This window comes from Corynebacterium sp. HMSC075F02 (assembly GCF_001838335.1).
GTDB classification, from domain to species: Bacteria; Actinomycetota; Actinomycetes; order Mycobacteriales; family Mycobacteriaceae; genus Corynebacterium; species Corynebacterium jeikeium_D.
The window spans coordinates 173,578-186,988 of sequence record NZ_KV836311.1; the positions used below are offsets into that span (position 1 = coordinate 173,578).

At 59.1% G+C, this 13,411-nt stretch carries 12 protein-coding genes; 3 read left to right on the top strand and 9 right to left on the bottom strand.

The genetic code is table 11. From position 1 onward, the window contains the following. Nucleotides 1–139 precede the first annotated feature (139 nt). From HMPREF2920_RS05335 to HMPREF2920_RS05345, 3 genes are read right to left on the bottom strand one after another with little or no spacing between them, the layout of a single operon-like run. A complete protein-coding gene (locus tag HMPREF2920_RS05335; RefSeq protein ID WP_070547097.1) occupies nucleotides 140–859 on the bottom strand; it encodes a hypothetical protein in 720 nt (239 codons plus the stop codon). Next, the gene (locus HMPREF2920_RS05340) at nucleotides 856–1,575 is read right to left on the bottom strand and encodes an AAA family ATPase (protein WP_070854077.1); all 720 of its coding nucleotides are present in this window, start codon (nucleotides 1,573–1,575) and stop codon (nucleotides 856–858) included. The genes HMPREF2920_RS05335 and HMPREF2920_RS05340 overlap by 4 nt, the downstream gene beginning before the upstream one ends. Next, entirely contained in the window at nucleotides 1,572–1,934 is a 363-nt protein-coding gene (locus tag HMPREF2920_RS05345; protein ID WP_070549601.1) for a GntR family transcriptional regulator, read from the bottom strand. Before HMPREF2920_RS05345 ends, HMPREF2920_RS05340 begins: the two co-directional genes overlap by 4 nt. A 134-nt stretch (nucleotides 1,935–2,068) precedes the next feature. Here HMPREF2920_RS05345 and zwf point away from each other — a divergent pair, with 134 nt between their 5' ends. Genes zwf through pgl form a run of 3 tightly spaced genes read left to right on the top strand, consistent with a single transcriptional unit; the run spans nucleotide 2,069 to nucleotide 5,504 of the window. Then, the gene (zwf, locus tag HMPREF2920_RS05350) at nucleotides 2,069–3,673 is read left to right on the top strand and encodes a glucose-6-phosphate dehydrogenase (protein ID WP_016422737.1); all 1,605 of its coding nucleotides are present in this window, start codon (nucleotides 2,069–2,071) and stop codon (nucleotides 3,671–3,673) included. 50 nt (nucleotides 3,674–3,723) lie between these two features. Further along, nucleotides 3,724–4,740 carry a glucose-6-phosphate dehydrogenase assembly protein OpcA gene (locus HMPREF2920_RS05355; RefSeq protein WP_016422736.1) on the top strand — a complete coding sequence of 339 codons (1,017 nt, stop codon included), beginning with the start codon at nucleotides 3,724–3,726 and terminating at the stop codon, nucleotides 4,738–4,740. Next, a complete protein-coding gene (pgl, locus tag HMPREF2920_RS05360) occupies nucleotides 4,737–5,504 on the top strand; it encodes a 6-phosphogluconolactonase (RefSeq protein WP_070854078.1) in 768 nt (255 codons plus the stop codon). Before HMPREF2920_RS05355 ends, pgl begins: the two co-directional genes overlap by 4 nt. Nucleotides 5,505–5,621: 117 nt before the next feature. On the opposite strand, the gene secG is transcribed toward pgl, so the two are convergent. From secG to whiA, 6 genes are all read right to left on the bottom strand, one after another. Further along, a complete protein-coding gene (secG, locus tag HMPREF2920_RS05365) occupies nucleotides 5,622–5,858 on the bottom strand; it encodes a preprotein translocase subunit SecG (RefSeq protein ID WP_005510775.1) in 237 nt (78 codons plus the stop codon). Nucleotides 5,859–5,947: 89 nt separating this feature from the next. After that, on the bottom strand, nucleotides 5,948–8,776 hold the full coding sequence (ppc, locus tag HMPREF2920_RS05370; protein WP_070854079.1) for a phosphoenolpyruvate carboxylase: 2,829 nt from the start codon (nucleotides 8,774–8,776) through the stop codon (nucleotides 5,948–5,950). A gap of 202 nt (nucleotides 8,777–8,978) precedes the next feature. Continuing rightward, the gene (tpiA, locus tag HMPREF2920_RS05375; RefSeq protein ID WP_049190741.1) at nucleotides 8,979–9,767 is read right to left on the bottom strand and encodes a triose-phosphate isomerase; all 789 of its coding nucleotides are present in this window, start codon (nucleotides 9,765–9,767) and stop codon (nucleotides 8,979–8,981) included. A gap of 69 nt (nucleotides 9,768–9,836) precedes the next feature. After that, on the bottom strand, nucleotides 9,837–11,048 hold the full coding sequence (gene pgk, locus HMPREF2920_RS05380; protein ID WP_048731880.1) for a phosphoglycerate kinase: 1,212 nt from the start codon (nucleotides 11,046–11,048) through the stop codon (nucleotides 9,837–9,839). 110 nt (nucleotides 11,049–11,158) lie between these two features. Next, nucleotides 11,159–12,163, bottom strand: coding sequence for a type I glyceraldehyde-3-phosphate dehydrogenase (gap, locus tag HMPREF2920_RS05385; protein WP_048731894.1), 1,005 nt, complete (start codon nucleotides 12,161–12,163; stop codon nucleotides 11,159–11,161). 183 nt (nucleotides 12,164–12,346) lie between these two features. Next, complete coding sequence (whiA, locus tag HMPREF2920_RS05390) at nucleotides 12,347–13,345, bottom strand: DNA-binding protein WhiA (protein WP_048731892.1); 999 nt, start codon at nucleotides 13,343–13,345, stop codon at nucleotides 12,347–12,349. Nucleotides 13,346–13,411 lie beyond the last annotated feature (66 nt).

Below are 13,411 nucleotides of genomic sequence, written 5' to 3' on the forward strand. Positions count from 1 at the left end.
ATAAACTTGCACAGTTTCACATCTGCAGCCCGTAACTTTTGGGGTTGTCAGTTTCGGTTCGCCTGTTGTGTTACTTAACCCGCATGTTCAACGTTGGACATGAAAAAGCTCCCCTGCGCGGGGAGCTTTTCTATTGGTGCTAGGACGTGGCGAAGGTGGGACGCACAGAGGGCAGTGGGCGTTTGTCTTCCTTTAAAGCCCAGGCCATCACGAACGCAGAGATTACGGCGATGATTGAGGCAAAGATCGGCACAGCCGGCCAGGGGGCACCCGGTACGGAGTCGGTCACGTCCAGCAGATAGCTGAAGAGGAAGAGCGTGGCCAGGGCCAGGCCAATGGTAATTGATCCTGCACGAGTGCCCTTCGCGCCGGCGACGGTGCCGACTGCGGTGCTCGCCACGGTAGTCATGAGGAAGCTCAAGAAGACGCACAGCGCGGTGAGCAGAACTGTGGTGTAGTTCTGCCCGGAATCCTCAATCATGTACAGCTCCCCGTTAGTGTCCGGAAACAGGGCCGGTCCGGAGGTGACAATGAAGCTATCGAATCCGCGGTAGTAACCGGACTTGTTCTGCTCGATGACCATCGCCGTGACGATGAAGGCGGTAGCCACCAACGATGTGCCCAAGATTGCGATGATTGCGGAGCGTACCCAGCGGGCGGTGCTCACGCCGTAGTCACGCAGGGTGACCGAACGCCGGGCTGTGATGAGGAAGAGGATGCCCAGCGCGATAATGCCAAGCAAGGTGTTGCCGGTTCCGCTGCCTACGAGCATGCGCCCGAAGGCCGAGTACAGGATGGCCACGGCGGCAACACCGAGGAAGGTTTTCTTGTTGGTCGCGATGAAAGCTCCGGTGCTCATTTCTTGCTCCGTTCGATGTAGGAGGAGGTGCTTGCGAGGTCGATGAGGGCCGCGGGGTCGAGGTAGCTCACCTCAACGCCGAGGGCGCGGGCATGCGCAGCGGCAGACGAACTGAGCTCTGTAGCCAGGATTGCCTCGCAGCGCTCGCCGAGGGTTTTCTTAGCGAGCACTGGGCCGGCCACCTGCGCCACGAGATCCGTAGGGCCTCGCAGCACCGGATGGCTAGCGCGCAGCTTATCGACGTCATAGGGCCCGTACGCATCCTGCTTGTGGATGACAATCAAGGTGTCGACTAGGCCGGCTAGATCCTGGGAGTGCTGCGAGGTGACCACAAGGTTGGCCGATTCGGCCGAGTCGATAAGCATGCCGCGCAATGTGGCGCGGTGCTCGACATCGAGGCCGTTGAAGGGCTCGTCGAAAAGCAATGCTTCCTTGCCCGATGCCAGGGTGGCAGCGGCGATAAGCAGCTGGCGCTGGCCCAGGCTGAGCTTTTTGATAGGGGTGTCAGCGGGGAAATCGAGGAGGGACTCCGCGTGGGGCACATCGAGCTGATCCCAGCCGGTGCGCAGGATCTGGAAATATTCGCGCGGGGTGGCACCGAAGACCTGGGTGTCGGGTGCAGCCTTCGCCAGGGCCGCCGTAGGCATCTGCGCGAGGGTACGCAGGTAGTAAGTCTTGCCGGCGCCGTTGGGGCCAATCACGCCGTAGATGCTCATTTCTCCTCCTCCAGCATGGCGATGATGTCGTGGAGCGTGAGGCCGAGAATGCCGGCCTCCACTTTTAATGGCTCGATGTAGGTGCGCTGGAACGCTTCACGACGCTCAGCGCGAATGCGCTCACGGGCATCTGGAGTGACAAACATGCCGAGTCCTCTTTTCTTCTCCACAAGCCCCACCATCGACAGTTCCGTCATGGCCTTGGCGGCCGTGGTTGGGTTGACCTGATAGAACTCCGAGAGCTCCTTGGTTGAAGGGGCACGATCCTCAGCCGAGAGCTCCCCGGACAAAATCATTGATTTCAGATCCTCGGCGATCTGGACGTAGATGGGCCGAGGGTCCGCCTCCTTCGCCTGCATATCCACCTCCGTGGTTTATGGGTATACCACCTAGGTCATAAACCTATGGCAGAAGAAAGGGGTCCGTCAAGGCCCCATCGGAGGAATCGGAAACGATTCCACCGGACTTTTCTCGATATGACATTATGTAAACCGTGAGTGATTCTCTGCAACGCAACGATTCGAACTCCCCTACTGCCAGCTCTCCGCACAACGGAGACGACAGCACCAACCACGACGGATACATCAACCCGCTGCGCGACCCGCAGGATAAACGCCTGCCGCGTATTGCCGGCCCGGGTGGCATGGTGATTTTCGGAGTGACGGGCGATCTGGCCCGAAAGAAGCTTCTGCCTGCCATCTATGATCTGGCCAACCGCGGTCTACTGCCTGCCTCCTTCGCGTTAGTTGGCTACGGTCGTCGCGAATGGTCGAAACAGGACTTTGAGGATTATGTGCGCACCGCAGTGGAACAGGGCGCCCGCACAGACTTCCGTGAGAGTGTCTGGCAGCGCCTGGCTGAGGGCATTCACTTTGTCACCGGTACCTTCACCGATGACGAGGCCTTCGATCGCCTGGCCGCACAACTTGAGGAGCTCGATCGCTCCCGCGGCACCGCTGGCAACTGGGCCTACTACCTGTCCATTCCGCCAGCTAACTTCCCCGATGTCTGTCATCAGCTCGATCGTTCGGGGCTGGCGCAGTCGGGCGAGGATTATTGGCGTCGCGTGATTATTGAGAAGCCATTCGGACACGACCTGGCCTCCGCTCAGGAACTCAACCGGATTGTGAACTCGGTCTTCCCAGAAGACGCTGTGTTCCGCATCGACCACTACCTGGGCAAGGAAACCGTCCAGAACATTCTGGCCATGCGTTTTGCCAACCAGTTGTTCGATCCGATGTGGAATTCTCACTACATTGACCACGTTCAAATCACCATGGCCGAGGATATCGGTTTGGGCGGTCGCGCCGGCTACTACGATGGTATCGGTGCAGCTCGTGACGTGATTCAGAACCACCTACTCCAGCTCCTGGCGCTGGTGGCAATGGAAGAGCCCATCGCCTTTACCCCGGAAGAGCTGCAAGCGGAAAAGATCAAGGTTCTGCGTGCCGTCGAGCCAGTGCGTCCGTTTTCGAAATACACCGCTCGTGGCCAGTACACGGCGGATTGGCAGGGCAGCAACTTCGTGCCAGGGCTGCGCGATGAGGAAGGCTTCGACCCCGAATCCACGACCGAGACCTACGCCGCCTGTACGCTGCAGATCAACTCCCGTCGCTGGGCCGGTGTCCCCTTCTACCTGCGCACCGGCAAGCGCCTCGGCCGCCGCGTCACTGAAATTGCGCTGGTCTTTAAGTCCGCACCTCACCTTCCCTTCGCAGAGACAATGACTGCCGCTCTCGGCCAGAACGCAATGGTCATCCGTGTTCAGCCAGACGAAGGCGTGCTCATGCGCTTCGGCTCGAAGGTCCCGGGCTCGGCCATGGAGGTGCGCGATGTCAACATGGACTTCTCCTACTCCGAGGTGTTTACCGAGCAGTCGCCAGAGGCCTACGAGCGCCTGATTCTGGATGCGCTTCTCGACGAGGCCAGCCTCTTCCCCACCAACGAGGAAGTCGAGCTGTCCTGGAAGATTCTTGACCCCATCATCGAGTACTGGGCCAAGCGCGGTCGTCCCGAGGGCTACCCCGCAGGTTCGTGGGGGCCTTCCTCCGCTGACCACATGCTCGAGCGCGACGGTCGCGCTTGGCGACGGCCATAGGCCGCCGACCTCTCAGTTCTTAAGAATTTTCTGACAGAAAGAACACTTTCATGATTGTCAATTTGCCAGACACTGACACCGCGAGCATTGCTCGTCAGTTGGTGCAGCTTCGAGAGCAGGGCGGCATCGTTACCACGGGCCGTGTCCTCACCCTGATTGTTTTGGCCAAAAGCGAAGACGACCTGGAAAACATTATTTCCACGGTCAACTCCGTTTCCCGCGAGCACCCATCCCGTGTGCTGGTATTGGTCTCCGATGATCCACGCCTGGACAATCGCCTTGACGCGGAGCTCCGCGTCGGTGGTGATGCCGGTGCCGCTGAGATCGTCGTTATGCACATGTCCGGAGAGATTGGTCAGCACCACAGCTCTGTGGTGACTCCCCTGCTGCTGCCGGATACGCCGGTCGTGGCGTGGTGGCCTTCTGAGGCGCCGCAAGTCCCAGCGGCGACACCAATCGGCCGAATTGCCCAGCGCCGTATCACCGATTCACTCTGTGACCCGAATAGCAACGCTATCTACACGCGCCGTACGGGCTACACGCCCGGCGATTCCGACCTGAGCTGGTCGCGGCTGACGAACTGGCGCGGTGTGTTGGCATCCGCTTTCGACTTGCCGCCGCACTCGCCGGTGACCTCCGTGTCCATCTACGGCCCACAGGACTCGCCATCGGTCGAGGTCGCCGCTGGATGGTTGGCAGATCGCCTGGGGCTGCCGGTCAACCGTTACTCCACCGGTGAGAAGAAGATTCCGGTGGACGAAAAGGGCCGCGCCAAGCCACCGGTGACCTCCGTCGCCTTTGAGCGTGAAAATGGCCAGACTTTGCGCATCGATATTGAAAGCGCCACCACTGCATCGGTCACCAACGGAGAAAAGCCCCCGTTCAAGGTTGCAGTATCGCGTCCAACACGCTCCGAATGTTTGGCAGAGGAGCTGCGTCACCTCGACCACGATACTGCCTACGGACGTGCCCTGCGTGGCCTCAGCCAGATTCACACGGTGGGAATGCAACCTCCGACGTCCACAACAACTAGCTTCGCTAACGAACCAGGAGTCTCTGACAAGTGACCACCGATAACGCGTCGAATACCGTCCCTGCCCCTCAGTTCCACCGCGCCGCTGACCAGGCGGGTATCGTCGAGGCTGCACGTCAGCGCTTCATCGATGCGGTTGTCGCCGTCCTACATGGCAACGCCTCTCCGGTCACCGATGACGGTTTCGTACGCGTCGTTCTCACCGGTGGCGGCGCGGGTACCGCTTTGCTCAGTGCGCTTGCCGACGATTCCGGAGACATCGACTGGAACCGAGTCCTGGTGTTCTTCGGAGATGAACGTTTTGTCGCTGCCGACTCGGCAGATCGCAATGCGTTGGCTGCTCGTAAGCGTCTCTTGTCCCCTGTCGGCGTGCCGGAGGAAAACATCTTCGAGTTTGCCGCTGCCGACAGCGGCGTGACCACCACGGAGGCCGTCGAAAGCTACGAAGCTATCGTTCGGGAGATGGCTCCAAATGGCTTTGACCTTCACCTTCTCGGTATGGGCGGAGAGGGACACATCAACTCGATTTTCCCACATACCGCAGCGCTGGCTGAGCAGGAACGCTTGGTCGTGGACGTGCATAACTGCCCGAAGCCACCGCCGACCCGCATCACGTTGACGATGCCGGCCATCGCCAGCTCTCAGCGTGTGTGGCTACTTGTAGCGGGCGGCGAAAAGGCTGAGGCAATTGCAGCTATCGCTCAGCAGGACGACCCAGCGCAGTGGCCGGCGGCCGGGGTTCGCGGTGTTCAGGAAACCGTTGTCTTTGTTGACGATGCTGCGGCTGCGCGGCTCTAGGCTTCCGCTTCACCGCTAACAGCCCAGAAACAGCAAATTCCCGTCGATAAGCGAAATGCTATCGACGGGAATTTTTATTGCTTAAAGGCCTGCGGTGGGGCGTGCTGCGTGCGGAACCTACCAGCCGAAAGTATTGAACAGCAGCAACAGGACAATGCAGAGCAACCAGATAATCACGGTCACAATAGTGACACGGTCAAGGTTCTTCTCCACCACAGTCGAACCGGACAGATTCGACTGCATGCCGCCACCAAAGAGGCTGGACAGTCCGCCACCCTTACCCTTGTGGAGCAGGATGAACAGCGTCATCAGGATGGATGTGATGACCAGGACAATCTGAATGGCGAGGTACACGCGCACTTCCTTTTGAAACGTCGCTTCTTTAAGAACTCCAACTATACTAGCGCAATTGCTCCGCTGGCTAGGTATCCCTAGCCGTATCCCTAGCCGGAGTTGCGCAGTGCAGTTGCCAGACCATTCATGGTCAGCTGAATGCCCCGACGCACCTTGTCGCGATTATCGCCGGCACGGTAGCGACGCAGCATCTCAAGCTGGATGATGTTCAGCGGCATAAGGTACGGGAAGCGCATGTCCACCGAGCGCCTGAGCAGCGGGTTGTCCTCCAGCAGGTGCTTGTACCCGGTTACCTTCAGGAACATCTCCAAAGTCAGGTCGAACTCAGCCTTGATGATGCCGTAGATGCGCTCACCGTCGGCCTTATCTTGGCACAGGCTAGCGTAGGCGCGCGCCAGGTTCAGGTCAGCCTTGGACATGACCTGCGCCATGTTCGACAGCACCGAATTGAAGAACGGCCAAATCTCGTTGAGCTGACGGAGCTCAGCCAGGCGGGAACCGTCTTCGTCCTCGCCGATCCACTCCTGCAGTGCAGAGCCGACACCAAACCAGCCCGGCACCATAGAACGCTGCTGCGACCAGGACAGTACCCACGGAATTGCGCGCAGGTCAGAAATGGTCTGGGTCTGCTTGCGTGAGGTCGGACGCGAACCGATGTTCAGGCTGCCGATCTCATCGACCGGGGTCGACGACGTGAAGAAGTCAATAAAGCCCGGGTCCTCGTGCATGAGCTTCGAGTAGGCCTCGCGAGACAGGTCGGAAATCTCCGACATAATCTCGTGGGCGCGAGCTGGGTTCTTCAGGTCATCGACGTCGAGCAGAGTCGACTCAATCGTTGCCGAAACCAGCGCGGCGAGGTTCCTGCGTGCCGCTGCAGGGTGACCGTACTTTGCAGAGATAATCTCGCCCTGCTCAGTGATACGCACGGACCCCTGGACTGCACCCGACGGCTGCGCCAGGATTGCTTCGTAGGACGGACCGCCACCACGGCCGACAGTACCTCCGCGGCCGTGGAAGAGACGCAGGTGAATGTCGTTGTCCTTCGCGGCTGCCACGATGGCGACCTCCGCGTCGTAAAGCGCCCAGTTTGCAGCGAAGTACCCGCCGTCCTTGTTGGAGTCGGAGTAGCCGAGCATGACTTCCTGCAGATCTCCGCGTGCGGACACGTATGCGCGGTAGACCGGAATGTCCCACGCAGCACGCAGCACGTCGGCACCAGCCTGCAGGTCTTCGATGGTTTCGAACAGCGGGATGACGTCAACAGAACCGGTCGGCTGGGAGCCATTCGGGCGAATCAGACCGACTTCCTTGAGCAGAATCATCGGCTCCAGCAGGTCGGAGACCGATGTACACATCGAAATGATGCAGTGCGGTACCGCGTCGTGACCGTACTTGCGCACCGCACGAGATGCCGCACGCATAATGCCTAGCTCGCGAGCCGTAGCTTCGGAAAGATCTGCGGAAGTCGAAACCAGCGGACGGGAGGACTGCAGTTCCTTGGTCAGCAGCTCGACCTTGTCAGCTTCCTTCAATCCCGCGTAGTTGTCCACCACACCGGCAGCGGAGAACAGCTCGGTGAGGATTTCCTCATGAGAGTCCGAATTCTGGCGGATATCAATCGAGTACAGGTGGAAACCAAATACCTCCACTGAATCCATCAGGTCGCGCAGGCGGTGATCGGCGATGAGGTCATCGTGGCTGGACCGCAGGGAGTCGTCGATAATCGAGAGCTCTTCAAGTAGCTCCTCGGCGCTGTCATACGGAGTGAATTCCGACCAGTCGCCCTCGATGATGGACTCGTCGAAGAAGTTCACCGCTGTTGCCGCCACGCGACCGCGGATACCGTGAACCGCACGACGGTACGGCTCATCTTCGCGGTTAGGAACGTCATTGTGGCCGCGGCTGGCCAGAGCGACCAAATCCACGGTGACCTTGGTCAGGCGGTCGCTGAGACTGAGCTCGCGCTCCAGCAGGTGCAGCTGCGAGAAGTAGTGACGCAGGATCGTACCCGCCGCCCTATCGGAGGCATAGCGCAGCGTCTCCTCTGTCACGTATGGGTTGCCGTCGTGGTCACCGCCAATCCACGAGCCCATGCGAATCGTTGGGTTAGCCGGCAACTTGTCCCCGCCGAGCTGACGCAAGTGCTTGACGACGTCTCGGTTAATCTGTGGCACAGCTTCCAGCAGAGAAAGCTGGTAGTAGCGAAGACCAACTTCGACCTCGTCGCGAATATCCGGGCGGTTCATGCGAATCAGAGCCGTTTGCCACAGCGTCAGGATCCGGCGACGGATATCGGCATCAATCTCAGCGAGTCGGTCCGCGGTGCGCGCATTCATCGGGGCTGCCTGGATCTCGTGGCGGCGCCGCATTGCGGCCGTGATGTGCTTCTGCACATCGAACACTGTGCGACGACGAGTTTCCGTTGGGTGCGCGGTCAGAACCGGGACGACCTCAATGTGGTCCATCATGTCCGCAATCGCGCCGCCGGAAACCTTGGCGTCGCGAAGCTTCTGCCATGTTGCCTCCAGCGTGGAGTCCTGCGGTGGATCGCCAGCATCGAGAGATGCCTCGATGCCCAGCTCCTCGTGCAAATCCTCAGCGAGGTTGGCCAAAAGTGCGAAGTGCGTGAAAGCACGGATGACAGGGCTTGCCTCGGCTGGGTCAATATCGCGGAAGAGGCCGGTGAGCTTCTCGATGTCGCCATCGCCACGATGGAGTTCGAAGGCTGCACGGCGAGCATTTTCGACCAGGTTAAAGACCTCGTCACCCTCTTGCTCGCGGATTACCTGCCCAAGAATTCGACCCAGGTGGCGAATATCCTCCCAGAGCAAGTCCTGCTGCTTCGCGGTAGCGGTCGATGAGGATTGCTCATTGCTTGCAGTGTGTCGGTCAGTGTCACCATGTACTTGTTCGTTCATTGAGCACGTCCTTTGAAAATTGCCGGGCATTCCAAGTGGAAAGCCTCGGGAAATGTATCGCGCTAAAACATTGCCAGTCGGTGTGCCTGGATTGAGTCCGCCTAAAGGCAATAACCCCGAATCGGTTTTATGAGAATCAATAAAACCAATCCGGGGTCGCGCATGGCGCCTATCTTATCAGTTGTTCTGAATTTATATGCACTTAGGCGTTCTGAGCGGCATCTGCAGCAAGTGCGCAGAGCTTCGCGAATGCTTCACCGTCGAGCGAAGCGCCACCGACGAGGCCGCCGTCGACGTCGGGCTTGCCGACGATCTCAGCGACGTTCTCGGCCTTGACGGAACCACCGTAGAGGATGCGCATCTCCTTTGCGATGTTCTCGTCCGCAATTTCTGCGACGGTCTCGCGGATAGCTGCACAGACTTCCTGCGCGTCTGCAGCCGATGCGACCTTACCGGTGCCGATAGCCCAGACAGGCTCGTAAGCGATGACGGTCTTGGCCAGCTCAGCGTTGGTCAGGTTAGCCAGGGAGCCCTTGACCTGAGAGACAACGTACTCGACGTGCTCTTCGGCCTCTCGGACCTCCAGCGGCTCGCCGACACAGACGATTGGGTTCATGCCCTCGCGCAGTGCTGCCTTGGCCTTCTTTGCGACCAGCTCATCGTCCTCTGCGTGCATATCGCGACGCTCGGAGTGACCGACGACGACCCAGGTGCAGCCGAGCTTTGCCAGCATCGATGCGGAAATCTCGCCGGTGTAAGCGCCGGACTCGTGGACTGAGACATCCTGCGCGCCGTAAGTGACGCCGAGCTTATCGCCCTCAACCAGAGTCTGGACCGAACGCAGGTCGGTAAACGGCGGGATGACAGCGACGTCAACCTTGTCGTAGTACTCCTTTGGCAGAGCGAACGCGAGTTTCTGCACCACACCGATAGCTTCGAGATGGTTCAGGTTCATCTTCCAGTTACCAGCAATAAATGGTGTACGTGCCATAGTGGTGGAATTCACTTCCCTATCAATTAGCGGATTTTTAAGCGATGAAAATCCGGTGGTGGAAAAATCTTAGTCTTCCAGGACGGAGACGCCCGGCAGAGTCTTACCCTCGAGGAACTCCAGCGAAGCGCCACCACCAGTGGAGATGTGGCTGAAGCCGTCCTCGTTCAACCCCAGAGTACGTACTGCTGCTGCGGAGTCGCCGCCACCGACGACGGAGAAGCAACCGTTGTTAGTGGTGGCATCGATGATGGCCTGTGCAACCTCGCGGGTACCAGCTGCGAAAGCCTCCATCTCGAACACGCCCATCGGACCGTTCCAGAACACAGTCTTGGACTCAGCCAGCACCTTGCCGAATGCCTCAGCGGAAGCCGATCCGATGTCCAGGCCCATCCAGCCTTCCGGAATCTCGGTGGCATCGACGACCTTGTTTTCAGCGTCAGCAGCGAACTTGTCGGCCACGACTACGTCGGTTGGCAGAACAATCTTTTCGCCGTAGCGGTCCAGCAGATCCTTACAGGTGTCAATCATCTCTTCCTGCAGCAGGGACGCACCAACGTCGTAGCCCTTGGCAGCCAGGAAGGTGAAGCACATGCCGCCGCCGATGACCAGGGAGTCAACCTTCGGCGCGAGAGCCTCAATAACGCCCAGCTTGTCGGAAACCTTGGAACCGCCGAGCACGACGGTGTACGGCTTCTCCGGGGTCTCTGCGACCTTGCGCAGAACTTCAAGCTCAGCCTGAACCAGGTTGCCGGCGTAGTGCGGCAGCTTCTTAGCGACGTCGAAGACGGAAGCCTGGGCGCGGTGAACAACACCGAAACCGTCGGAAACAAATGCTCCGTCCGGAACAAGTGCGGCCAGCTCGGCTGCGAATTCGGCGCGTTCTGCCTCGTCCTTGGAGGTCTCGCGCGGATCGAAGCGGACGTTCTCCAACAGGAGTACATCGCCCTCGGTCAGACCATTTGCGCGCTCGTGCGCGTCCTCACCGGAGACATCACCGGCGAGCGCGACGTACTGCTCCAGGCGCTCAGATAGCGCCTCAGCGACCGGGGCCAGGGAGAACTCGGACTTAACCTCGCCCTTCGGGCGACCCAGGTGAGCCATAACAACGACCTTGGCGCCGGCCTCGACAAGCGCGGACAGGGTGGGCAGCGAAGCATCGATTCGACCCGGATCGGTGATAACGCCGTCCTTCAACGGAACGTTAAAGTCGGAGCGGACGAGGACGTAACGGCCTTCAATACCTTCGTTGATCAGGTCTTTGACAGTCTTAACAGTCATCTCAATGAAATCCTTGTGAAAGTGTGTAAAAAACGGGCCGTGGGTGGCGTGCCCTACTCAGGCGCAACCACCCCGGCCCGTTCGGGGTCTGGGATTAACCAGGTGAGTTATTAGAGGCGCTCACCGACGTAGACAGCCAGGTCGACGAGGCGGTTGGAGTAGCCCCACTCGTTGTCGTACCAGGAGACAACCTTGACCTGATCGCCGATGACCTTGGTCAGCGGTGCGTCGAAGATCGAGGAACGCGGGTCGCCCTCGATGTCCTTGGAAACGATTGGGTCCTCGTTGTAGCCCAGAACACCCTTGAGCTCGCCCTCAGCAGCTTCCTTGATGGCAGCATTGACGGACTCGACGGTGACCTCGCTCTTCGCAGTGAAGGTCAGGTCGGTGACAGAGCCGGTCGGGGTCGGAACACGCAGTGCGTAGCCGTCCAGCAGACCCTTGAGCTGCGGCAGAACCAGAGCGACTGCCTTTGCAGCACCGGTGGAGGTCGGAACAATGTTCAGTGCAGCAGCGCGGGCGCGACGCAGGTCCTTGTGCGGAGCGTCGTGCAGACGCTGGTCACCGGTGTATGCGTGGATGGTGGTCATGAGACCGCGCTCGATGCCGAACTTGTCGTCCAGGACCTTAGCCATCGGAGCCAGGCAGTTGGTGGTGCAAGAAGCGTTCGAAATGATGTTGTGCTTCTCCGGGTCGTAGTCAGTGTGGTTAACACCGACAACGAAGGTTGCGTCTTCGTTCTTAGCCGGAGCGGAGATGATGACCTTCTTGGCGCCAGCCTCGATGTGAGCCTTGGCAGCGTTGGCATCGGTGAAGAAACCGGTGGACTCAATGACGATGTCGACCTCGTGCTTGCCCCACGGCAGGTCCTTCGGGTCGCGCTCAGCGTATGCCGCGATGCGCTTGCCGTTGACGGTGAGGGACTCATCGTCGTAGGTGACCTCTGCGTCAAGCTTGCCCATGATGGAGTCGTACTTGAGCAGGTGAGCCAGGGTCTTGTTATCAGTGAGGTCGTTTACAGCAACGACTTCCAGGTCAGCGCCCGCAGCGAGCAGGGAGCGGAAGAAGTTGCGGCCAATGCGACCAAAACCGTTAATACCTACACGAACCGTCACAATAATCTCCTTAATGGATTGGCGAATCGATGCCACTTGTCAGGGCGCTGATTGCGCTCCAACAGGTTCACTACAGAAGTGTACGTTGGGTTTTTCATTCGCGCAGCGGTGGTTTGGTGCGAAAATCCCAAATAAACGGAGATTTATCAAAAATTACGCACCTGACTAGGCATAACAGGTGCTTTACTCGTCAACTTCTTTGTCAAAAAGTTCGTCTGTAACGACTGCAGTTGTGGGGGGAATTCCGAGTTCGTTTGCTCTTTTGTCCGCCATGGAGAGCAAACGGCGGATGCGTCCTGCGACGGCGTCCTTGGTCATTGGCGGATTTGCCAGCTGCCCAAGTTCTTCCAGTGAAGCCTGCTTGTGCTCGATGCGCAGCTGTCCTGCAGACACCAAATGGTCTGGTACATCGTCACCGAGAATCTCTAAAGCACGCTCTACTCGCGCTGCTGCAATAACGGCCGCACGAGCCGAGCGCCGCAGGTTGGCATCGTCGAAGTTTGCCAAACGAGTGGCCGTCGCTCGCACTTCACGACGCATTCGCTGTTCTTCCCACTGCAGGCGAGTAGTCTGGGCTCCCATTCGCGTCAGCAGCGCACCGATTGCATCGCCCTCCCGGATGATTACACGATCGCCACCGCGGGATTTATTCTCCTTGCTCTTAGCCGTAATTCCGAGCCTACGAGCACATCCCACCAATGCGAGTGCCGCTTCAGCAGAAGGAGCAGTGACTTCCAAAGCTGAGGAACGCCCCGGCTCAGTCAGTGAACCATGTGCCAAAAAAGCACCCCGCCATGCAGCTTCTTGATCAATTTTCTGCCCCATGATCAGCTTGCGTGGTAGCCCACGTACGGGACGTCCCGCAGAGTCAATCAGGCCAGTTTGCCTAACGACGAGTTCCGCGCCATCAGTTACCCGCACGATGTACTTCGAGGTCTTTCGCAACCCACCGGGAGATAAGACATTGAGGCTGGCTTTGACATCGTAGAGTTCGGCCAGCATGGAGCGTAGGCGGCGTGCGACAGCGCCGGAATCCAACTCAGCCTCCAGCACAATCGAACCTGCCACCAGGTGGAGTCCTCCTGCGAAGCGGAACAGGGTCGAAATCTCCGCTGCCTGAGCGCTTTCCTGCGAAACTGACACGCGGGCTAGTTCGTCTTTGACCTTCGCCGTCAATGCCACGATGCTGTCCATCCTCATTTCATGTGTGCGAGCTGGGTTTGGGCCTGGTTAATTTAGGTAAAATTA